The organism is Nocardia sp. NPDC059229, assembly GCF_042754165.1.
Classification (GTDB): domain Bacteria; phylum Actinomycetota; class Actinomycetes; order Mycobacteriales; family Mycobacteriaceae; genus Nocardia.
The window spans coordinates 308,245-328,969 of record NZ_JBHZAK010000005.1; the positions used below are offsets into that span (position 1 = coordinate 308,245).

At 69.5% G+C, this 20,725-nt stretch carries 22 protein-coding genes; 13 read left to right on the top strand and 9 right to left on the bottom strand.

From position 1 onward, the window contains the following. Positions 1 to 133 precede the first annotated feature (133 nt). The 4 genes from otsB (at position 134) to ACFXHE_RS14890 (ending at position 5,864) form a co-directional block, all read left to right on the top strand. The gene (gene otsB, locus ACFXHE_RS14875) at positions 134 to 2,704 is read left to right on the top strand and encodes a trehalose-phosphatase (protein ID WP_379383236.1); all 2,571 of its coding nucleotides are present in this window, start codon (positions 134 to 136) and stop codon (positions 2,702 to 2,704) included. Between the two features lie 200 nt (positions 2,705 to 2,904). Next, positions 2,905 to 3,852, top strand: coding sequence for a metal ABC transporter solute-binding protein, Zn/Mn family (locus tag ACFXHE_RS14880; RefSeq protein ID WP_379383237.1), 948 nt, complete (start codon positions 2,905 to 2,907; stop codon positions 3,850 to 3,852). Between the two features lie 291 nt (positions 3,853 to 4,143). After that, positions 4,144 to 4,989 carry a metal ABC transporter ATP-binding protein gene (locus ACFXHE_RS14885; RefSeq protein ID WP_379383455.1) on the top strand — a complete coding sequence of 282 codons (846 nt, stop codon included), beginning with the start codon at positions 4,144 to 4,146 and terminating at the stop codon, positions 4,987 to 4,989. Then, entirely contained in the window at positions 4,986 to 5,864 is an 879-nt protein-coding gene (locus ACFXHE_RS14890; RefSeq protein WP_354831350.1) for a metal ABC transporter permease, read from the top strand. Before ACFXHE_RS14885 ends, ACFXHE_RS14890 begins: the two co-directional genes overlap by 4 nt. A gap of 33 nt (positions 5,865 to 5,897) precedes the next feature. Here the strand turns inward: ACFXHE_RS14890 and ACFXHE_RS14895 are convergent, their stop codons facing one another. Continuing rightward, positions 5,898 to 6,764 carry an A/G-specific adenine glycosylase gene (locus ACFXHE_RS14895; protein WP_379383240.1) on the bottom strand — a complete coding sequence of 289 codons (867 nt, stop codon included), beginning with the start codon at positions 6,762 to 6,764 and terminating at the stop codon, positions 5,898 to 5,900. Between the two features lie 194 nt (positions 6,765 to 6,958). On the opposite strand from ACFXHE_RS14895, the gene ACFXHE_RS14900 reads away from it, so the two are divergent. Together ACFXHE_RS14900 and ACFXHE_RS14905 are read left to right on the top strand one after the other, a co-directional pair. After that, positions 6,959 to 7,582 carry a carbonic anhydrase gene (locus ACFXHE_RS14900; RefSeq protein ID WP_379383241.1) on the top strand — a complete coding sequence of 208 codons (624 nt, stop codon included), beginning with the start codon at positions 6,959 to 6,961 and terminating at the stop codon, positions 7,580 to 7,582. 150 nt (positions 7,583 to 7,732) lie between these two features. Next, complete coding sequence (locus ACFXHE_RS14905; protein ID WP_379383243.1) at positions 7,733 to 8,395, top strand: hypothetical protein; 663 nt, start codon at positions 7,733 to 7,735, stop codon at positions 8,393 to 8,395. Between the two features lie 138 nt (positions 8,396 to 8,533). On the opposite strand, the gene radA is transcribed toward ACFXHE_RS14905, so the two are convergent. After that, positions 8,534 to 9,934, bottom strand: a complete 1,401-nt coding sequence (gene radA, locus ACFXHE_RS14910) for a DNA repair protein RadA (RefSeq protein WP_379383245.1) — start codon at positions 9,932 to 9,934, stop codon at positions 8,534 to 8,536. A gap of 134 nt (positions 9,935 to 10,068) precedes the next feature. Then, a complete protein-coding gene (locus tag ACFXHE_RS14915; protein ID WP_379383247.1) occupies positions 10,069 to 10,707 on the bottom strand; it encodes a hypothetical protein in 639 nt (212 codons plus the stop codon). A gap of 440 nt (positions 10,708 to 11,147) precedes the next feature. On the opposite strand from ACFXHE_RS14915, the gene carD reads away from it, so the two are divergent. From carD to ACFXHE_RS14945, 6 genes are all read left to right on the top strand, one after another. Next, on the top strand, positions 11,148 to 11,636 hold the full coding sequence (gene carD / locus ACFXHE_RS14920; protein WP_025346809.1) for an RNA polymerase-binding transcription factor CarD: 489 nt from the start codon (positions 11,148 to 11,150) through the stop codon (positions 11,634 to 11,636). Positions 11,637 to 11,638: 2 nt separating this feature from the next. Further along, on the top strand, positions 11,639 to 12,385 hold the full coding sequence (ispD, locus tag ACFXHE_RS14925; protein ID WP_379383249.1) for a 2-C-methyl-D-erythritol 4-phosphate cytidylyltransferase: 747 nt from the start codon (positions 11,639 to 11,641) through the stop codon (positions 12,383 to 12,385). Between the two features lie 14 nt (positions 12,386 to 12,399). Beyond that, positions 12,400 to 12,867 carry a 2-C-methyl-D-erythritol 2,4-cyclodiphosphate synthase gene (gene ispF, locus ACFXHE_RS14930; protein WP_379383457.1) on the top strand — a complete coding sequence of 156 codons (468 nt, stop codon included), beginning with the start codon at positions 12,400 to 12,402 and terminating at the stop codon, positions 12,865 to 12,867. A gap of 45 nt (positions 12,868 to 12,912) precedes the next feature. Beyond that, positions 12,913 to 14,313, top strand: a complete 1,401-nt coding sequence (gene cysS, locus ACFXHE_RS14935) for a cysteine--tRNA ligase (protein ID WP_379383251.1) — start codon at positions 12,913 to 12,915, stop codon at positions 14,311 to 14,313. Between the two features lie 328 nt (positions 14,314 to 14,641). After that, positions 14,642 to 15,625, top strand: a complete 984-nt coding sequence (rlmB, locus tag ACFXHE_RS14940; RefSeq protein WP_379383253.1) for a 23S rRNA (guanosine(2251)-2'-O)-methyltransferase RlmB — start codon at positions 14,642 to 14,644, stop codon at positions 15,623 to 15,625. A gap of 115 nt (positions 15,626 to 15,740) precedes the next feature. Beyond that, positions 15,741 to 16,019: a DUF4190 domain-containing protein gene (locus ACFXHE_RS14945; protein ID WP_379383255.1), complete on the top strand. Its 279-nt coding sequence runs from the start codon at positions 15,741 to 15,743 to the stop codon at positions 16,017 to 16,019. A 23-nt stretch (positions 16,020 to 16,042) separates the two neighbouring features. Here the strand turns inward: ACFXHE_RS14945 and ACFXHE_RS14950 are convergent, their stop codons facing one another. From ACFXHE_RS14950 to ACFXHE_RS14960, 3 genes are all read right to left on the bottom strand, one after another. Beyond that, on the bottom strand, positions 16,043 to 16,855 hold the full coding sequence (locus ACFXHE_RS14950; RefSeq protein ID WP_379383257.1) for an enoyl-CoA hydratase/isomerase family protein: 813 nt from the start codon (positions 16,853 to 16,855) through the stop codon (positions 16,043 to 16,045). Positions 16,856 to 16,951: 96 nt separating this feature from the next. Next, positions 16,952 to 18,124: an acyl-CoA dehydrogenase family protein gene (locus ACFXHE_RS14955; protein ID WP_379383259.1), complete on the bottom strand. Its 1,173-nt coding sequence runs from the start codon at positions 18,122 to 18,124 to the stop codon at positions 16,952 to 16,954. A 78-nt stretch (positions 18,125 to 18,202) separates the two neighbouring features. Continuing rightward, positions 18,203 to 18,946 (bottom strand): alpha/beta fold hydrolase, encoded by a 744-nt coding sequence (locus tag ACFXHE_RS14960; RefSeq protein ID WP_379383261.1) that lies wholly within the window; start codon positions 18,944 to 18,946, stop codon positions 18,203 to 18,205. A gap of 73 nt (positions 18,947 to 19,019) precedes the next feature. Here ACFXHE_RS14960 and mhuD point away from each other — a divergent pair, with 73 nt between their 5' ends. After that, positions 19,020 to 19,331, top strand: coding sequence for a mycobilin-forming heme oxygenase MhuD (mhuD, locus tag ACFXHE_RS14965; protein WP_364606466.1), 312 nt, complete (start codon positions 19,020 to 19,022; stop codon positions 19,329 to 19,331). Between the two features lie 72 nt (positions 19,332 to 19,403). Here mhuD and ACFXHE_RS14970 read toward each other — a convergent pair whose 3' ends face one another. The 3 genes from ACFXHE_RS14970 to ACFXHE_RS14980 all read right to left on the bottom strand — a co-directional run bounded on the left by ACFXHE_RS14970 (position 19,404) and on the right by ACFXHE_RS14980 (position 20,725). Continuing rightward, on the bottom strand, positions 19,404 to 19,847 hold the full coding sequence (locus ACFXHE_RS14970; protein WP_379383263.1) for an OsmC family peroxiredoxin: 444 nt from the start codon (positions 19,845 to 19,847) through the stop codon (positions 19,404 to 19,406). 86 nt (positions 19,848 to 19,933) lie between these two features. Continuing rightward, positions 19,934 to 20,374 (bottom strand): SRPBCC domain-containing protein, encoded by a 441-nt coding sequence (locus ACFXHE_RS14975; protein ID WP_379383265.1) that lies wholly within the window; start codon positions 20,372 to 20,374, stop codon positions 19,934 to 19,936. Between the two features lie 30 nt (positions 20,375 to 20,404). Then, a complete protein-coding gene (locus tag ACFXHE_RS14980) occupies positions 20,405 to 20,725 on the bottom strand; it encodes a DMT family transporter (RefSeq protein ID WP_379383267.1) in 321 nt (106 codons plus the stop codon).

The following is a 20,725-nucleotide window of genomic DNA, read 5'->3' on the forward strand; positions in this document are numbered from 1 at the left end:
TCTCACAAAAAGCGTGAACGACCCGGAAGTGTCTCGTAAACGCTATGTATCACCGCACACACGAGTGAGCAATCAAGACCCAGTAGCATCACTCGCGCCCTGAAAAATCTCCTCCGATCACTAGGTTGGATGCGTGAGCGCACAGGATTTGTCACTCGAACTTCGCCGTGCCCTGTCGGCCATCGCCCGCGTGCCACGGCTGCTGGTCGCTTCGGACTACGACGGGACGATCGCGCCCATCGTCTCCGACCCGACCAAGGCCTATCCCCATCGGGAGTCGGTGAGCGCCTTACGCGCTCTCGCCGGACTCACCGGAACCACCGCCGCCGTGATCTCCGGTCGCGCCCTGCGCGATCTCGCGGCCCTGTCCCGGCTGCCCGTCGAGGTGCAGCTGATCGGTAGTCACGGTTCGGAATTCGATGTCGGCTTCGTGCACGCCATCGACAATGACGCGAAACAGCTGCTGCAGGAGGTCACCACTACCCTGACGCAGATCGCGCAGGACAATCCGGGCGCTTCTGTCGAGATCAAACCGGCCAGTGTGGCCCTGCACGTCCGCAATGCCAGCCCCGAAATCGGCCGTCGCGCAGTCTTTGCGGTGCGCCAGGGCCCGGCCAGCTGGGTCGGCGTGCAGACCACCGAGGGCAAGGAGGTCATCGAACTCGCGGTGGTCGAGACCGACAAGGGCGCGGCACTCGATATCGTCCGGCATCAGCAGGGCGCCTCGGCGGCACTGTTCATCGGCGACGACGTCACCGACGAGAAGGCCTTCAAACGCCTCTCCGGACCGGACGTCGGCATCAAGGTCGGCGACGGCGGATCGCTGGCCGAATACCGGGTCGCCAGCACCGAGGAGGTGTCGAAGGCGCTGGCGTTCCTCCTCGAGGAACGCCGCACGTGGCTGGCAGGTGCCTCCGCCCCTCGAATCGAGCGGCTGACCATGCTGGCCAGCCCGCGCTCCAAAGCCCTTGTCACACCGGACGGCACCGTCACCTGGCTGTGCCACCCCGAACCCGATTCCGCCGCCGTCTTCGCCCATCTGCTGGGCGGACCGGGCGCGGGCCACTTCACCATTCAGCCCGAGCGCGCGAGCCTGCCGCTGTCACAGCGCTATGTCGACGGCACCATGACCGTCGAAACCCGTTGGTCCAGTTTGCAGGTCGTCGACTACCTGCCGCACGACGTGGTACCCGAGCGCACCGACCTGACCCGCGTCATCACCGGTGACGCCAAAGCGGTCATCACCTTCGCGCCGCGCCCCGAATTCGGGCAGGTGCCGGTGCGGCTGCTGCCCGCCACCGGCGGGCTCAAGGTGGAGGGCCCCAACGATCCGATCGTGCTGCGCTCCCCCGGCGTGGAATGGGAGATCATCGACGACGGCAACCACCACACCGCCCGCGCCGTGGTCGACCCGCGACAGGGACCGATCGTGCTCGAAATGCGCTGCGGCACCTCCGATCTCGCGCCCGCCATGCGGGCCGAGTCGGACCGCCGCCGGGAGGCCGAGCGGTACTGGGCCGAATGGGTGGGCACACTCGAACTGCCGCCGCTCAAGCCGGATCTGATGAAGCGCTCGGCGCTCACCCTGCGCGGGCTGGTGCACTCGCCCTCCGGATCGATCCTGGCCGCGGCCACCACCTCGCTGCCCGAGGACATCGGCGGCGTGCGCAACTGGGACTACCGCTACTGCTGGCTGCGCGACGCCTCGCTCACCGCGTCCGCGCTGGTCTCGCTGGGCTCGCTGGGCGAGGCCGAGGATCTGCTGGCCTGGGTGCACCGGGTGCTCGAGACCCTGCCCGGACCCGAGCGACTGCACCCGCTGTACACGCTCTACGGCGAGACACTGCCCCCCGAGGCCGTCATCGACCAGCTGCCCGGCTACGCCGGCTCGCGGCCGGTGCGCGTCGGCAACGCGGCGAACATGCAGGTCCAGCTGGACGTGTTCGGGCCCATCGTGGATCTCATCTCCCAGCTCGCGCACGCGCGGGAACGCAAGGGCATCAACGATCCCGCGAAGGCGCTGCCGGATGCGGACTGGGAGCTGGTGCACGCCATGGTCTCCGCGGTGCAGCGCCGCTGGCGCGAGGCCGACCACGGCATCTGGGAGATCCGCGGCAATCCGCGCCACCACGTCTACTCCAAGGTCATGGGCTGGCTCACCGTGGACCGGGCGCTCACCCTGTCCCGGCAGTTCGGGCGGCCGGCGGATCCCGAGTGGGAGCCGCTGCGCGACACCATCGCCGACGAGGTCCGCACCGAGGGCTGGAACGACGAAGTCCAGTCCTACACAGCGGCTTACGACGGCACCGACCTCGACGCGGCCACGCTGCACATCGGGCTCAGCGGGCTGATCGATCCCTCGGATCCGCGGTTCGCGGCCACCGTGGTGGCCACCGAGGCCGAGCTGCGCAGCGGATCGACGGTGTACCGGTACCACCACGACGACGGGCTGCCCGGCGGTGAGGGCGGGTTCCACCTGTGCGCCGCCTGGCTGGTGGAGGCGTACCTGCTCATCGGCAAGCGGGAGGACGCCGAGGCGTTGTTCGCTCAGCTGGTGGATGTGGCGGGACCGACCGGTCTGCTCTCCGAGGAGTACGACCCGGTCGCCGAACGCTCGCTCGGCAACCACCCGCAGGCGTACTCGCACCTCGGCCTGCTCCGCTGCGCGCAGCTGCTGAGCCTGCCGGTCGCGGCGATGACCTAGGCCGGACCACACCGCACGACCGAAGCGGCCCCCGCGAACATCTGTTCGCGGGGGCCGTTTCCGCGTGGGGCCGAGGTAGGCCGCAGGTGTCGCAGGCCACATCTCCCAACCTGGGGCTAGGGGCCTAACGGTCGTTTGCGCTACATTCAAATGGCAATCGTTTTCGTTACTAGTAAGCCGCAGTGCCAGGAGTACCCCGCGTGACCACCAGCTTCGCCCGAGGATTTGCCGTGTTCGCCGCCGGACTTGCGACGGTCGCCACCGTGACCGCCTGCGGCAGTGCCAAGAGCTCCGATCAGCCGACCGTCGTCGCCTCCACCAATGTCTGGGGCGATATCACCCGGGCCGTCGCCGGGCCGGACGTGACCGTCGAATCGATCATCGACGACCCCACGGTGGACCCGCACTCGTTCGAGGTCTCCCCCGCCGACGCCGCCAAGATCACCGACGCCAAGCTGGTCGTCTACAACGGCGGCCACTACGACGAGTTCATCGACAAGGCCATCGCGGGCCGGAACACGAAGACCGTCAACGCCTTCGACATCGCCACCGAGGGCGACCACGTGCACGAGAGCGGTGCGGCCGCACCGACTTCCGCGCGGACCGAGGCCGCCGGTCACGACCACGAGGCCAATGAGCACGTCTGGTACGACCTGCACCAGGTCGGCCACATCGCCCAGCACATCGCCGACGCCCTCGGCGAGATCGACCCCGGCCACAAGCAGGCCTTCACCGACCGCGCCGCTGCCTTCGCCGCGCAGCTGGCCCCCATCGAGGCCGTGACCGCCAAGATCTCCGCCGAGCACCCGAACCAGCCGGTCCTGCAGACCGAGCCGCTGGCCGCCTACCTGCTCACCGCCGCCAAGGCCGACGACAAGACCCCGCATGCCTTCCAGGAGGCCGTCGAACAGGGCACCGACCCGGCGCCCCAGGACGTGGCCACCGTGCGAGACCTGTTGAGCGCCAAGCAGGTCCGCGCCCTCGTCTACAACATCCAGACCGAGGACAAACTCACCAAGGACCTGCGCGCCACCGCCGACAAGTCCGGCGTCACCGTCGTCGAGGTCACCGAAACCCTCCCCAAGGGCCTGGACTACGTCACCTGGATGACGAACAACGCCCAGTCCCTCGCCAAGGCCCTGTCCTGACCGACCGCCGCATCCGGGAGTACCACTATGACCGCGAACCCCGCGCAGGCCGCGCAGGCACCCGACGCCGGCGTGACGACGCCCAAAGCCGGTTGCGCCCTCACCGGAGCGCGCCCCCGCACTCCCTCCGGCCGCTCGGCCTGCGCCGAGACTCCTCCTCCGTCGACCGACTCGACCCCCACCGCCGATACGAACACCATTGCGGCGCAGGTCGAAACGACGGCGAACGCTGCCGCCGGCGCGCCGGCCACGGGCGCAGGCAACGCACACGGCGGCCGGGGCACCCCGGCCGTGCGGCTGTCGAATGCGCGGCTGTCGTTCGGGGAGCGGACGTTGTGGCAGGGGCTGGATCTCGAGGTCGCGCCGGGGGAATTCATTGCGGTGCTGGGGCCCAATGGGTCCGGGAAGACGTCGTTGATGCGGATGCTGCTGGGGCAGCTGGGGCTGACCGCGGGAACCGCGGAGGTCGCGGGATCGCCGGTGCGGGTGGGGAATCCGGATATCGGGTACGTGCCGCAGCAGAAGACCATCGAGGGCGGGGCGCAGCTGCGCGGGGTCGATCTCGTCGGGCTCGGGGTGGACGGGCATCAGTGGGGGCTCGGGCTGCGCGGGCGCAGGGAGCGCAAACGCAAAGTGGCGGAGGCGATCTCGGCCGTGGGAGCGGAGAGGTTCGCCTACGCGCCGCTGGACGCGCTCTCGGGCGGCGAGCAGCAGCGGCTGCGGGTGGCGCAGGCGCTGGCCGGTGATCCCCGGGTGCTGCTGTGCGACGAACCGCTGCTGTCGCTGGATCTGGCGAATCAGCGGCTGGTCTCCGAGCTCATCGACCGGCGGCGGCGCACCCACGACACCGCGGTGCTGTTCGTGACGCACGAGATCAATCCCATTCTGCCGCTGGTGGATCGGGTGCTGTACCTGGTCGACGGGCAGTTCAGGATCGGCACGCCCGACGAGGTCATGACCTCCGAGACCCTCTCCGAGCTCTACGGCACCGAGGTGGACGTGCTGCGCGTGCGCGGCCGCCTGGTGGTCGTCGGCACCGGCGACGCCATGGACGCCCTCGGCGAATCCGGTGCGGCCCACTGCCACGGCGAAAACAGGCACAGCCATGGCGAGCAGGCACCGGAGGCGATGGCATGATCGACAAACTGTCCAAGCTGTTCTCGCAGATGTTCGACGTCTCCACCACCGCTCATCTGCTGTCCTACGACTTCGTGCAGCAGGCGGTACTCGCCGCCGCGCTGCTCGGCCTGCTGGCCGGGGCCATCGGCCCGCTCATCATCAGCCGCCAGATGTCCTTCGCCGTGCACGGCACCAGCGAGCTCTCGCTGACCGGCGCGGCGGCCGCGCTGCTGGCCGGCATCGGCGTCGGCCTGGGCGCCATCATCGGTTCGGTGGTGGCGGCCGTGCTGTTCGGCGTGCTGGGTTCCCGTGCCCGCGAACGTGATTCGGTGATCGCCGTGGTGCTGTCCTTCGGCCTCGGCCTGTCGGTGCTGTTCCTGTGGCTCGGCCCGGAACGCGCGGGCTCCAAGTTCTCGCTGCTGACCGGTCAGGTGGTCAGCGTCGGGAATTCCGGGCTGGGCCTGCTGGCCACCTGCACCGCCGCCGTGCTGGTGGTGCTGGCCGCCGTCTACCGCCCGCTGCTGTTCGCCAGCGCGGATCCGGAAGTGGCGGTGGCGCGCGGTGTTCCGGTGCGGGCGCTGTCCATCGTGTTCGCCGTGCTGCTCGGCGTGACGGCGGCCTTCGGCGTCCAGATCGTCGGCGCGCTGCTGGTGCTCTCGCTGCTGATCACTCCCGCCGCCGCGGCCGCCCAGCTCACCGCCAGCCCGGCCCGGGTGGCGATCCTGTCGATCGTGTTCGCCGAGATCGCCGCCGTCGGGGGCATTCTGCTGTCGCTGGCCCCCGGCGTCCCGATCTCGACCTTCGTCACCACCATCTCGTTCACGATCTACCTGATCTGCCGGGTGGTGGGCAGCCGCACCCGCAATCGCCGCCGAGTCCTCGTCGCCGCCTGAGTTTCGGGCCGGATCCCGCGAAACCGGCTGCGCTCAGCTGCCCTCGCCCGCCAGCGCGAACAGGCCGTCGGGGGTCTGCTCGATGAGACCGTCGACCAGCAGCGAATCCAGGGCCCGATCCCGCTGGCCCGGATCGCGAGTCCAGGCCAGGTCCAGGCGAACCCGCTCCACCGGACCCGACGCCCCGCGCAGGACGTCGAGCAGGCGGCCCCGCGCCTGCCGGTCGGTGCCCTCGTACTTCTGCACGCGCCGCACCACCTCGGAGGCCGGGCGGCCCGCGGTGACCCAGGCGCACACGGGAAGTGGGCAGCGCGCGCAATCCGGGGTCCGCGCGGTGCAGATCAGCGCGCCCAGTTCCATCAGGGCGGCCGACATGACGACGGCCCGGTCGACCCGCGCGGGCAGCAGGGCCTCGGTTTCCGCGAGATCGCGGTTCGCCGGATTGCCCGCCTCGGCACGGCCGTGCACGGCGCGGGCCACCACGCGGCGAACATTGATGTCCACCACCGGAACTCGCTGGCCGTACGCGAAACAGGCCACGGCACGGGCGGTGTACGCCCCGATCCCGGGCAGGCTCAGCAGCACGTCCACGTCGGCCGGCACCTCGTCGCCGTGCTCCTCGGCCAGCACCCGGGCGCACTCGTGCAGCCGCAGCGCGCGCCGCGGATAGCCGAGTTTGCCCCAGGCACGCAGGACGTCGCCCTGCGGTGCGGCCGCCATGGCGGAGGGCACCGGCCAGCGGGCCACCCACTCCCGCCAGATGGGTTCGACCCGCACCACCGGCGTCTGCTGCAGCATGATCTCGCTCATGAGGATCTGCCACGCCGTGACGCCGGGCCGTCGCCACGGCAGGTCCCGCGCGGTCTCGCGATACCAGTCGATGAGCGCGTCGCTGTCCACCTTCGCCTCCTCCCGGCCGTTTCGGAGCCGGGAAATCCCGCACGCCGCCACGCGCGATGGTATCCATTTCGGCGAGGCCGGTTTCCGCCCACCCGGCGGCTCACCGGGCGCGCGGCGATCCGGTCGGCGCGTCTTTGCCCGACCGTAACGCTGAGGACTCGCCGGTAACCAGGGGGCTATGGAAAATGGGACACATGCCGCACAACAACCCGATCAGTGCCTGGAAAGCCTTGCGCGAAGGCAACGAGCGCTTCGTCAACGGCACGTTGCAGCACCCTAGCCAGGGCGCGGCCGACCGGGCCAAGCTCGTCGCCGGGCAGCAGCCCTCGGCAGTTCTGTTCGGCTGCGGCGACTCTCGCGTCGCCGCCGAGATCATCTTCGATCAGGGTCTCGGCGACATGTTCGTGGTCCGCACCGCGGGTCACGTCATCGACGCCTCGGTGCTGGGCTCCATCGAATACGGCGTGCAGGTGCTGTCGGTGCCGCTGATCATCGTGCTCGGCCACGACAGCTGCGGCGCGGTCCGCGCCACCATCGACGCCCTCGACCACGGCAACGTCCCCGGCGGGTTCATCCGCTCGGTCGTCGAGCGTGTCACCCCGTCCATTCTGATCGGCCGGCGCGAGGGCCTGGAGTCGGTCGACGAGCTCGAGGCCCGCCACGTCGAGGAGACCGCCCGCCTGATCATGCAGCGGTCGATGATCATCTCCCAGCGGGTGGCCACCGGCGAGTGCGCCATCGCCTGTGTCACCTACAACCTCGGCGACGGCGAGATCAAGCTGCACCGCGTCATCGGCAACATCGGCGAGGTGGTCTAGTCCGCTCCACCGGGGTGGAGCCGGTTCTGCCGGGGATGCGCGTTTCGCTCCTGCGGGCGGCGGAATTTACCGCCCCCGTGGGCGCTTTCACGTCCGACACGCCGACACCCTGCTCGGGATGACCCGGACGGTGCGCTTACCGTTGTCAGCGTGCTGGAACCGAACGGACCACTGCCACCCGAAATCTACTGGCGCCGTCGCGCGGTCGCGATCGGCGCGATGGTGCTCGGCCTCGCGCTGGTGATCTGGGTGGCCTTCGCGCTGTTGAAGGGCAGTGGCGACCACAAGACGGACGCCAAGGCCACCACCTCGAGCGCCGCGGCCACCACCAAGCCCGCGAGCAGTTCCTCGGGCGCCCCGGAACCGAGCGCGGCCAAGCCCTCCGGTATCACCCCGAGCGCCGTCGCCCCGGCTGCGCTGGGTATGTGCCCCGACCAGTCGCTCGCCGTGAAGGTGACGGTCGGGCAGCCCACCTACAAGGTCGGCGAGCCGCCGCAGTTCGGCATCGTCATCACCAATATCTCCAGCACCGCCTGCGCACGCGACATGGGGTCGGGCCTGCAGCTGGTCCAGGTCCAGTCCCTGGACGGCCAGCGCAGGCTGTGGTCCAGCACCGACTGCTACCCGGACGGCACCCCCGACGTGCACACCCTGGCCCCCGGCCAGCAGGCCGCCTTCACCGTCGCCTGGTCCGGCGCCACCTCCCAGCCCAACTGCGCGGGCGACCGCGTTCCCGTCCCGGCGGGCCCCTACACCGTTGTGGCGCAACTCGGTTCGGTCCGCAGCGCCCCCGAGCCCTTCAATCTCGTCTGAATTCAGCACACTGCGGCGGAGGCCGGGATCCGATCGATCGGATCCCGGCCTCCGCCGTCTTTCGAGAATTCCGGTAATTGCGAACCGAATTCCGGTCCGGAGCGAATTCGATTCCGCGACCTCATTCGATTTCGGCTGTCATTCAGCCATTTCCGCCGGGGCCTGCGCACCGCGCCGCCGGCGCAACCCGGTAACGGCAAGGGCGGCACGGATATCGGCGACCTCACGCACGGTCATGCTGCGGCCGGTGCGATCCGCGCCCGGCGGCACCAGGGCCTCGGTGAAACCCAGCCGCTCCGCCTCCGCCAGCCGGCGGGTCAGCCCGGTCACCTGGCGCACCTCGCCCGCCAGCCCCACCTCGCCCAGCACCACGAGGCCGCTGGGCAGCGCCAGATCCTGGCTGGCGCTCGCAATGGCAAGCGCGACAGCCAGATCCGCGGCGGGCTCTGTGAGCCGCATACCGCCCACGGTGGCCGCGTAGACGTCCTGCTTGCCCACGAAGACGCCCCCGCGGCTCTGCAGGACAGCCAGGACCATGGAAACGCGGTTGTAGTCCAGCCCGCTCACCGCGCGCCGGGGCGCGGGCGCCTGGGTGTCCACCGTCAGCCCCTGCACCTCACCCAGCATGGGCCGCTTGCCGTCCATGGCGACCGTCACCGCGGTCCCGGGCACCGCGTCGCCCCGATGGTGCAGGAACAGCCCCGAAGGGTCGTCCACGCAATGGATTCCGGCCTCCCGCATCTCGAAGCAGCCGACCTCGTCGGTGCTGCCGAAGCGGTTCTTGATGCCGCGCACCATGCGCAGCGCGGAGTGCTTGTCGCCCTCGAACTGGAGCACCACGTCGACCAGGTGCTCGAGCGTGCGCGGACCGGCCACCGCGCCGTCCTTCGTGACGTGCCCGACCAGCAGCACCGCGATCCCGCTCGCCTTGGCCAGCGAGGTGAGCGCCGCCGTCACCGACCGCACCTGGGTGACACCGCCGATCACGCCGTCCGCGTCGGCGGCCAGCATGGTCTGCACCGAGTCCACCACCAGCAGTGAGGGTTTCACCTGCTCCACGTGCCCGAGAATGGTCGCCAGATCCGATTCCGCGGCCAGGTACACCTTGTCGTGCACCGCTCCCGTGCGGTCCGCCCGCAGCCGCACCTGCCCCGCCGACTCCTCCGCGGTCACGTACAGCGCGATCTCGTCGCGCGCCCGCGCCCACCGGTGCGCCACCTCGAGCAGCAGCGTCGACTTGCCCACCCCGGGCTCGCCCGACAGCAGCACCACCGACCCGGGAATGATCCCGCCGCCCAGCACCCGATCCAGCTCGGACACCCCCGTCGACCGGGCCTGGGTCTTGTTGGAGTCGATGCTCGAGATCGGCGCGGCCGCCGTGCTGGGCAGCATCGCCCGCCGACCCACCGCGACCGCCGACGCGGACGCCGCCATCTCCTCGATGGTCCCCCACGCGTTGCAATCCGGGCAGCGCCCAACCCATTTGGCGACCTCGTGCGAGCAGTCCGCGCACCGGTACAGCGATTTCACCTTGGCCACGCCGGGCAGCCTAGCCAGCGCCCCCGACACTGTGCCTTATTTGCCCTCCGCTTCGCTCCGGGCGGGCTGATCGAACACAACAGTGCCCGCCCCGACTTGTCGGAGCGGGCACTGTCAGGTTCTCCAGCGGGAGCTCAGTGCTCGCGGCCCTTCTTCGCGGGCTCCTGGCGCGGGTTGTTCGCGCCGGCGTCGACGGGAGTGTTGACGACGACGGTGCCGCCCTCCTTGAAGACGAAGGTCAGCGGGTAGGTCAGGCCCGGGGTGACGTCCTTGGTGAGGCCGGTGACCTCGATCAGGACGGGTTTGGCGTTCGGGTCGGTGGCCTTGTCGGAGGCGGGCTCGCCGGCGTTCTGCTCGTGCACGGCGGCCGCGGCGGCCGCGTCCTTGGCGGTCGGCTTGTCGGCGACGACGGTGCTGGACGGCTTGATCTCGATCTTGTCCGCGATCTTGACCTGGCCCAGGTCGGTGCTGATGCTGACCAGTTCGTCGGTCTTGCTGTCGCTGAGGTTGACGGCGCTGAAGGCCAGCACGGCCTTGCCGCCCTTGGCGTTGTTGTACTCCTCGGTCTGCGGGAGCAGGAAGCGCACGTCGCGCAGCGCGATGGAGCCGACATTGGCAGTGTTGCCGTTGACGGCGGCGACCTGGGTGGCGGTCTGCGAGACCTGACCGGCGCCGCAACCCGACAGCGCGAGCACCGCACCCGCAGCGAGTGCAGCAACTGTCACGGCACGCCGCCGCGACTTCGACGCAGTGGTGGCTTTCAGGGCAGTCACGGGGTCCTCCATGTCGACCGGGCTAACTCCACTATGGAGAGTAGTAGTCAAAGAGAGTAATGCGTCCCTCCCCCCGCTCTACACGCGGGCGGTGTCGCGTGCGCGTGGCGTGCGCCCGCCGCGGCGGCCCGGCGTGGGCGCGGCATCTCACGGAACGAACGGGCGGGATGTGTCAGGGGCCCTGACAACGATTCGGATACGACTTCTGGAGTGATGCATTGATGTTTATGAGAGGGCGCTCGGTCGCGTATGCGAAGTACGCACTCGCATATGCACGCGAACGATGCGATGCGCTATCCCCTTATGCCACAACGGGATGCACACGATTCGCGTTCTGTCAACCCCCGCCGCCGCTCCGTTGTGGCCCTGACCTGCGCCGTTGATCGCGCCGTTACCGAGTCGCATGTTAAACTGTGAACATCGAAAGGGGCACGGGACACATGATTTTTAAGGTCGGAGACACCGTCGTTTACCCCCACCACGGAGCGGCGCTGATCGAAGCTATCGAAACCCGCACCATCAAGGGTGTACAAAAGGAGTATCTGGTCCTGAAGGTCGCACAGGGCGACCTGACCGTTCGGGTTCCCGCAGAGAACGCAGAGTATGTCGGCGTCCGCGACGTCGTCGGCCAGGAGGGCCTCGACAAGGTCTTCCAGGTACTGCGAGCTCCGCACACCGAGGAGCCGACCAACTGGTCCCGCCGCTACAAGGCCAACCTCGAGAAGCTCGCCTCCGGCGATGTGAACAAGGTGGCCGAGGTCGTCCGCGACCTGTGGCGTCGTGAGCAGGACCGCGGCCTGTCCGCTGGTGAGAAGCGGATGCTGGCCAAGGCCCGGCAGATTCTCGTCGGTGAGCTCGCGCTCGCGGAAGGTACCGACGACGTCAAGGCCGAGACCCTGCTCGACGAGGTTCTCGCAGCGGCCTCCTGACCGTGAAAACTACACCCGGCGACGGCAGTCGTGTCGTCGCTCTGGTTCCTGCCGCCGGCATGGGCGTGCGTCTCGGTGAGAACAAGCCGAAGGCGTTCGTCCACGTCGGCGGCAGTCCCATGCTCACTCGGGCGGTCCAGGGGCTGATCGATTCCGGATCGGTCGACGACGTTGTGGTTATGGTGCCCGCCGAACTCGTCGCCGAGACCCGCGCCCTGCTGCCCACTTCCGACGTGCCCGTGCACGTCGTCGCGGGCGGGGCCGAGCGCACCGATTCGGTGCGGGCCGGTCTCGCGGCCGCGCCCGACGCCACCCTGGTGCTGGTGCACGACGCCGCCCGGGCCCTGACTCCCCCGGCGCTCATCACCCGCGTGGTGGAGGCGCTGCGCGCGGGCGCGCGGGCCGTGGTGCCCGCGCTGCCGGTGACCGACACCATCAAGTCCGTGGACGCGACCGGCGCCGTGACGGGTACCCCTGATCGATCCGGGCTGCGCGCCATCCAGACTCCGCAGGGCTTCGATGCCGCGCTGCTGCGCGCCGCCTACGCTGTGGGTACACAGGCGACAGATGACGCGGGGTTGGTGGAAATGCTCGGTGCGACCGTTCACACGGTGCTCGGTGACGCCCTGGCTTTCAAGATCACTACGCCGTTGGACCTGGTCCTCGCCAATACCCTTGCCGCGCGCCGTGATACGGCCGACACCGCAGGTGGGCTGGACACGACACGCGAAGCGGTGATCGCCCCGTGATGGATCCCATGGCCCTGCGCACGGGCATCGGCAGCGATGTGCATCCCGTCGAATCCGGCCGGCCCTGCTGGATGGCGGGCCTGCTGTTCGAGGGCGACAGCGGCTGCGCGGGACATTCCGACGGTGATGTCGCGGCGCACGCGCTGTGCGACGCGCTGCTGTCGGCCGCCGGACTGGGCGATGTGGGCGCGGTTTTCGGCACGGGTCGCCCCGAATGGGCGGGCGTGTCCGGCGCGGCCATGTTGAAAGAAGTCCGCCGTCTGCTCGACGAGGCCGGATTCACAATTGTCAATGCGGCTGTACAGGTAATTGGGAATCGCCCGAAAATCGGCCCGCGACGGGCCGAGGCGCAGCAGGTGCTGGGCGAGATTCTGGGTGCGCCGGTCTCGGTATCCGGCACCACGACCGACGGATTGGGCCTCACCGGCCGCGGCGAGGGTGTGGCGGCGATCGCCACCGCGCTGCTGTGTTGTCGCGCCTGACGCACCCGTCATCCGCCCATTTCCCAACAGCTAGGATGCTCTGTCGTGACTCTGCGCCTTTTCGACACCGAGACGCGGACCCTGCGTGAATTCACGCCGCTGGTCCCTGGCAAAGCCTCGGTGTACCTGTGCGGCGCGACCGTTCAGGGGGAACCCCACATCGGGCACGTGCGCAGCGGCGTCGCCTTCGATGTGCTCCGACGGTGGCTGGCCGCCAATGATTTCGATGTCGCCTTCATTCGCAATGTCACCGATATCGACGACAAGATTCTGAACAAGGCCGCCGAGCACGGCCGCCCGTGGTGGGAGTGGGCCGCGACCCACGAGCGCGCCTTCGACCGCGCCTACGAGACGCTCGGCGTGCTGCCGCCGTCCGGCGAGCCGCGCGCCACCGGGCACATCACCCAGATGGCAGGGATGATGGAGCGGCTCATCGAACGCGGCCACGCCTACGCCTCCGAGGGCAATGTCTATTTCGACGTGCTGAGCTTCCCGGACTACGGAAAGCTGTCCGGGCACAAGCTCGATGACGTGCACCAGGGCGAGAGCGCGGGCCAGGGCAAGAAGGATCCGCGCGACTTCACGCTGTGGAAGGCCGCCAAGCCGGGTGAGCCCAGCTGGCCGTCGCCGTGGGGTCCGGGTCGCCCGGGCTGGCATCTGGAATGCTCCGCCATGGCCGAGTTCTATCTCGGACCGGAATTCGATATTCATTGCGGCGGAATGGATCTGGTTTTCCCGCACCACGAGAACGAAATCGCGCAGTCGCGCGCGGCCGGGGACGGATTCGCCCGCTACTGGCTGCACAACGGCTGGGTGACCATGGGCGGCGAGAAGATGTCCAAGTCGCTCGGCAATGTGTTGTCCATTCCGAATGTGCTGGAACGGGTCGGGGTGCGCGCGGTCGAGCTGCGCTACTACCTGGGCAGCGTGAGCTACCGGTCCATGATCGAGTATTCCGATCAGGCGCTGACCGAGGCGGCCGCCGGGTACCAGCGGCTGGAGGCCTTCGTGCTGCGGGTGGCCGAGCGCACGGGCGAGGTTCCGGTCGGCACCTGGACCCCGGCCTTCGGGGACGCGCTGAACGACGACCTCGGAGTTCCGCAGGCGCTGGCCGCGATTCACGGCGTGGTGACCGAGGGCAACAAGGCGCTCGACGCGGGTGACCTCTCGGGCGCGCGGATGCTGGCCGGGCAGGTCCGGGCCATGCTGGGCATTCTCGGTGTGGATCCGCTCGACGAGCACTGGGCCGCGCCCGCCGACAATTCCGCCGCCATCGCCGCGCTCGATGTGCTCATCGGTGCGGAACTGCAGCGGCGGCAGCAGGCGCGCGCCGACAAGGACTGGGCCACCGCCGACGCGGTCCGCGACCGGCTCTCGGCCGCCGGCGTCGAGGTCACCGACACGCCGCAGGGCGCGGAGTGGTCCCTGGCCAAGGAGAAGAAGTGAGCGGTCCCGCATCGGCGGAACTCGTATAGCTCGAATACCGCGTCGGGTCGCCCGAATACCGCGCGGGCTAGCTCGCGCGGTGTGGCGGAGCGCACCGAATTCGGGGTGGCGACCCAGCGTGGGGCACAATTTGTAGCGTCCCTCCGGCAATGCCGCGCGGCTCGTGGCCGGCCGGAGGCGCTGCTCTGGGGCAGCGCGAAAGTTCAGACAGGGGCGCAGCCGTTCGCTGCGCCGACCGGAGGCAGGTTTCCCGCATGATCGACCGTGAGCGGGTTCGTCCCGCGGCCGGGCCGAGGCGGGATACCCGCGAAATACGGAAGGCGAAGTGATGGCAGGCAATTCCCAGCGACGCGGGGCGACGCGCAAGTCCGGCAGCAAGAAGGGGCAGACCGTCGGGTCGGGCGGGCAGCGCCGCCGCGGGCTCGAGGGCAAGGGCGCGACGCCCAAGGCCGAGGACCGCACCTACCACCCGGCCGCGAAGCGCGCCAAGGCGAAGGCCAAGGCGCAGGCGTCGGCCGCCACCACCCGGTCGCGCAATGCGGCCCGGCCCATCGCGGGCCGCAAGGACAACGAGGGTCCGGAGCTGGTGCTCGGCCGCAACCCGGTGGTGGAGTGCCTGCGCGCGGGTGTGCCCGCTACCGCGCTCTATGTCGCCAATGGCGCCGAGAACGACGACCGGCTCAGCGAGGCGGTGAAGACGGCCGCGGAGATCGGTATCTCGATCCTGGAGGTGCCGCGCACCGACCTGGACAAGATGAGCCACAACGGCATGCATCAGGGCATGGCGCTGCAGGTGCCGCCGTACCGGTACGCCCACCCGGACGATCTGGTCGACCGGGTGCACAACTCGGGCGAGCCGGCGCTGCTGGTGGCGCTGGACAATATCTCCGATCCGCGCAATCTGGGTGCGGTCATCCGCTCGGTGGCGGCCTTCGGCGGGCAGGGTGTGGTGATCCCGCAGCGGCGCAGCGCCAGTGTCACCGCGGTGGCGTGGCGCACCAGTGCGGGTGCGGCAGCGCGGCTTCCGGTCGCGCGGGCCACGAATCTGACTCGCACGCTGAAGGATTGGGCGAACAAGGGTTACCAGATCGTCGGCCTCGACGCGGGCGGCGACACCACCCTCGACGAATTCGACGGCAGCGCACCGACGGTCATCGTGGTCGGCTCGGAGGGCAAGGGCTTGTCGCGCCTGGTGCGCGAGACCTGCGATTCGATCCTGAGCATTCCGATGGCGGGTCCGGTCGAGTCGCTCAATGCCTCGGTGGCGGCGGGCGTGGTGCTGGCCGAGGTGGCGCGACAGCGCCGGGCCTGATTCGGTCACTCGACCATCACTTTGCCGGGGCTCGTGGGCCTCGATATCCAAGTGGCGCAAGCGAACACCGCGCGTCAGCCTGCCGCCGCGGGGCTTCCGCCCGTAGACTCGGGCGGTGGTCTTCGATCAGCCGCCCCTCGGATCCCCCGTCGAGCACGAACATGCGACGGCTGTCCTGCTGCTGGGTGCGCTCAGCGTGTTCTGTTGCGGCGCGCTGGGTCCCATCGCCTGGGCGCTCGGACGGCGCGCGCTGAACGAGATCGAGGAGGGCGGGGGCCGCTTCGGTGGCCGGGTGCAGGTCCTGGTGGGCTATGTCCTCGGCGTTCTCGGGACCTGTCTGATGGTGGTCTTCGCCTGCATCTTCCTGCTGATGGTCATCAGCGGGCGCGCCTAGCCGAACGGCCCGATCAGGCCCGGTCAGTCCAGACCGGGCCGGCGCTCGCCACCCGTCACGGCATCCCAGGCGGGCCATTCGCCACTGACGCTGCCGGTCCACTTGGGCGGACGGCGGTCCTTGAGGGCCGCGACGCCCTCACCGCCGTCGGTGCTCTCGGCGACGTAGTCGTTGAGCTCGGTTTCCAAGCGGCCCACGGTTTCCGGGGCCATGGTGGGGGCCTCCCACAGCAGGCGCTTGGACAGGGCCACGGGGAGCGGGGCCGAACCGTGGGCGATGTCGTGGGCCACCTCGAGGGCGGTGGGCAGCACCTCGGCGGCGTGCAGGCAGGAATTGGCGATGCCCAGCGAATACGCCTCGTCGCCGTCGAAGGTGCGGCCGGTGAGCAGCAGGTCGGCGGCGCGGGCGCTGCCGATCAGGCGGGGCAGGGTCCAGTGCGCGAACCCGTCGGCGAGCGCGCCGCGGCGAACCTGGTTGAGCGCGTACACCGCGTCGCGGGCGACATAGCGCAGGTCGCACTGCAGCGCGATCTCCAGGCCGATGCCCACCGCGTGCCCGTTCACCGCCGCGATGACCGGTTTCCGGATCCGGAACGGTGGCGGATCGATCAGGCCGTTGACCTCGCCGACCTTCAGCGACAGGTCCGCGCCCGCGCAGAACGCGGGCGGGGTCCCGGTGATGACGACCGCGCCGATGGCGTCGTCTTCGTCGCAGCGGCGCAGCGACGCACCGAGTTCCGACGCCATGGCCGGGGTCAGTGCGTTCTGCTGGGCGGGCCGATTGAGCGTGAGCACGGCGACGCCGCCGGAGACGTCCACGTGCAATTCCGAACTCATGCTGGAAGATTATGCCCTCTGTGTTTCATTTGCCCTCCGCTTCGCTCCGGGCGGGTTCGCCCGATGAAGGCCGGTCCGACTGGGCAGACCGGGCTTTCACCCGCGCAGGATCTGCCGCCCGATGGCGTACTTGTGCACCTCGGTCGGGCCGTCGTAGAGCCGGAAGGCGCGCATGTCGCGGAAGATCATCTCGACTACGGTCTCGTCGGAGATGCCGATGCCGCCGAGCACCTGGACGCAGCGGTCGGCGACCTTGAACAGCTCCTCGGAGACGTAGGACTTGGCGATGGAGGATTCGTGGCGGGCCTTGTGGCCCTGATCCATCAGCCAGCACGCGTGCCAGATGGTCAGGCGGCACTGGTGCAGCGCAATCTCGTTGTCCGCCAACATGAACGACACGCCCTGATGCTCGCCGATGGGCTTGCCGAAGGCGGTGCGGGTCTTGGCGTAGTCGACCGCGATGGCCTGCGCCCGCTCGGCCGCGCCCAGCCAGCGCATGCAGTGGGTGAGGCGGGCCGGGGCCAGCCGCAACTGGGCGTAGCGCAGCGCCTGGCCGGTCTCGCCGAGCACGGATTCCCTGGGCAGCACCAGGTTGTCGAAGCGCACCACCGCGTGGCCGCCGATGTAGTTGCGGTCCATGGTGTTCATGACGCGTTCGATCACGATCCCGGGCGCGTCGCCCTCGCAGAGGAACAGGGTGGGGCCCTCGGGCAGGTGCGGGTTGGCGGCCAAGCGCGCCATGATGATCCAGGTCTTGGCGCCGTCGGCGCCGGTGATCAGCCACTTGCGGCCGTTGATGGTGAAGTTCTCGCCGTCGAAGGTGGCCTCGGTGGCGAGCTGGTTGGGGTCGGAGCCGGCGCCGCCCGGCTCGGTCATGGCGAAGACGCTGCGCTGGTGACCGTCGATCACCGGCTGCAGGAAGCGTTGCGTCTGTTCCGGATTCGCGATCTTGGAGAGCAGGAACATATTGCCCTCGTCGGGCGCGGCGCAGTTCATGGCGACGGGGCCGAGGGTGGACCAGCCGGCCGCCTCGTACAGCACGGCCTGCTCGAGGTGGGTCAGGCCGCGCCCGCCCAGCTCGACCGGGGCCTGGATGGTGAGCAGCTTCTCGGCGCGGGCCAGCTCGACCAGTTCCTGCCGCAGCTCGTCGTCGGGACCGTGCGCGGTCAGGCGCGGATCACGCTCGAAGGGCACGATCTTGTCGATGACGAACCGTCGAATCCGATCGCGTTCGGCAGCAAGGTCGGCGGGAATCGAGAAGTCGATCATCGTTTGTCACCATCCGTCAGGAGTCGCGGTCGAGCCGAGCATACGACGACCACCCCACCCGACTGAAGGCACCCGCCATCAAACGAGGACGCGGCGCAGGAAATCCTCGACTTCGGCCCGGTAGGCGGCGGGTTGATCGTCGTGAACGAGGTGACCGGCGTCAGGGATGACGACGTGGCGGGCATCCGGGTGGAGCTCGGCCATCTCGCACATCTGCCCCGGCGGGGTGATGGTGTGCTCGCCCTCGATCAGCAGGGCCGGGACGGTAATGGATTTCCACTGCGCCCAGAAATCGCGCGTGCCCCATTCCTCCGAGATGTCCCGGAAGGTCGGGACCTCACCGTGCAGGCGGTAGCCGTCGGGGCCCTGCCGGAACGAGTCGAGGAAGTAGCGGCCCGCGACCGGGCCGAAGAATTCCAGCACGGCCCGCTCGTCCGGAAACGGTTGCGGCCAAGCCGAAATCACGGCCGCCCAGTTCTCCGCGGTGCGTCCCTGGAAGTCCGGCGCCATGTCCTCGACCACCAGTGCGCGCACCCGCTCCGGGTACGCCGCGGTGAACATCCACCCGTGCAGTCCGCCCATCGAATGCCCGATCACCACGATGGGTTCGGCGATGCCCGAGGTCGCCGCGGCCAGATCGGCCACGAACGCCTCGGTGGTGAGCTCGGCGGGCGCGGGGCGTCCGTGCCCGGCGGCATCGAACGTGTACACGTGCCCGAATTCGCGCAACCAGGGCACCTGGGCCCGCCAGGTCCGGGCGCTGCCCATCAATCCGTGCAGCAGCAGGATCGGCGCACCCGCGCCGCCTTCGTCGTACAACATCGCCTCGACCATGTGTTCCGAGTTGGTTATTGCCTCGAACGATACGTCGCGGGCGCGGAGTACATTCGCACCCATGGCAGTCGTCAAGATCAACGCAATCGAGGTTCCCGAGGGCGCGGGCCCCGAACTGGAGAAGCGCTTCGCGCACCGTGCGCACGCGGTGGAGAACTCGCCGGGTTTCCTGGGTTTCCAGCTGCTCCGCCCGGTCTCCGGTGACAACCGGTATTTCGTTGTCACGCAGTGGGATTCGGAGGAGTCCTTTGCGGCGTGGCGGGACGGCCCGGCGCGCGAGGCGCACGCGGGCGAGGCACGCAAACCGGTCTCCACCGGCGCGTCGCTGCTGGAGTTCGAGGTCGTCCTGGACGTGCCGGGCAAGAACGCCTGATCAACGCGTCGTCCACAACCCCGGCCCGCGGTGGTTCCCGGCTGACGACAGCGTCAGCCGGGAGCTCGCGAGTTATGCCTCGAAGGTGGCAGCCAGCTCGATGGTGTCGACGCCGGCCAGCGCCTTGGACACCGGGCAGCCCGCCTTGGCGGCCTCGGCGGCGGCCAGGAAGCCGGCCTCGTCGATGCCCGACGCCTTGCCGGCCACGGTCAGCTTGATCTTGGAGATGCGGAAGCCGCCGGCCGGGTCCGGGCCCAGGGTCACGTCGGCGGTGATGTCCAGGCTCTGCACGGTGCCGCCGGCATTGCCGATCTGAGCCGACAGCGCCATGGCGTAGCAGGAGGAGTGCGCGGCCGCGATGAGCTCTTCGGGGCTGGTGGTGCCGTCGGCCTCGTCGGCGGTGCGCTTCGGGAACGAGACGTCGTACTTGCCGACGCCCGAGCTGACCAGCTCGACCTGACCGGAACCGTCCTGCAGGCCGCCGGACCAGGCGGTACGCGCGCTACGTGTAGGCATCACTGTCCTTTCGTGGGGGAACTCGACGGGTCGAACCTACTCCGCCCGAAAGCGGGGCGGGCTCATGATCATTCGGTGTTCATCCCTCAGACGGCCGCGGCCGTGCGGTGGTCCCAGTCCTCGAGCACCCGCGGCCACGACTTCTCGTGCCGCTCCCGGGTCACGTCGTTCGGGAAGCCGGCGTGGGTCAGGAGTAGGGCGGTGCCCGCGCCGTGCGCCGAAAGTTCCAGGGTGAGCACGGTTTCCGTGCCCTCGGTGCCGCCGGTGACCCAGGTCAGCTCGACCAGGCGGTCGGGTTCCAGCCGCAGGAATCTGCCATAGTGCGGGTGGCCGCCGCCCGCGGTGAAGAAGAACGGCTGGTTCACCACCGGGCGCATGAGGATCGAACCCGGGTCGGCGAACCAGAGTCCGAACTGCTGGGTGCACTGGTGGTAGAGCTCGGCGGGCGAGGCCGCCATGATGCGTTCCGCGACCAGGAAGAACGGTCGCGCGGCGAGGTCGGGTGGCCGCAGGGGCGCAACGTCCATGGGGCGCGACGATACCGCCCCGGCCCGCGCTCACCCGGGATTGGTGACCCGAGCCAGCACGATGCCGCCGATGATCATGGACAGCGCCAGCACCCGGCCCGCGCTCACCGGGTCCTTCTGCACCACGATGCCCAGCCCGATCGCGCCCACCGCGCCGATGCCGGTGAAGATGGCGTAGGCGGTGCCCACCGGCAGCGACTGCATGGCGTAGGACAGCAGGTACACCGCGACCGCAGCGAGCACGAAGCACAGCAGGGTGGGCAGCGGCTTGGTGAAATTCTGGGTCGGCTTGATGGACTGCGACCACGCGATCTCGACCACGCCGGCCAAACCCAGGACGAGCCAGTTCAT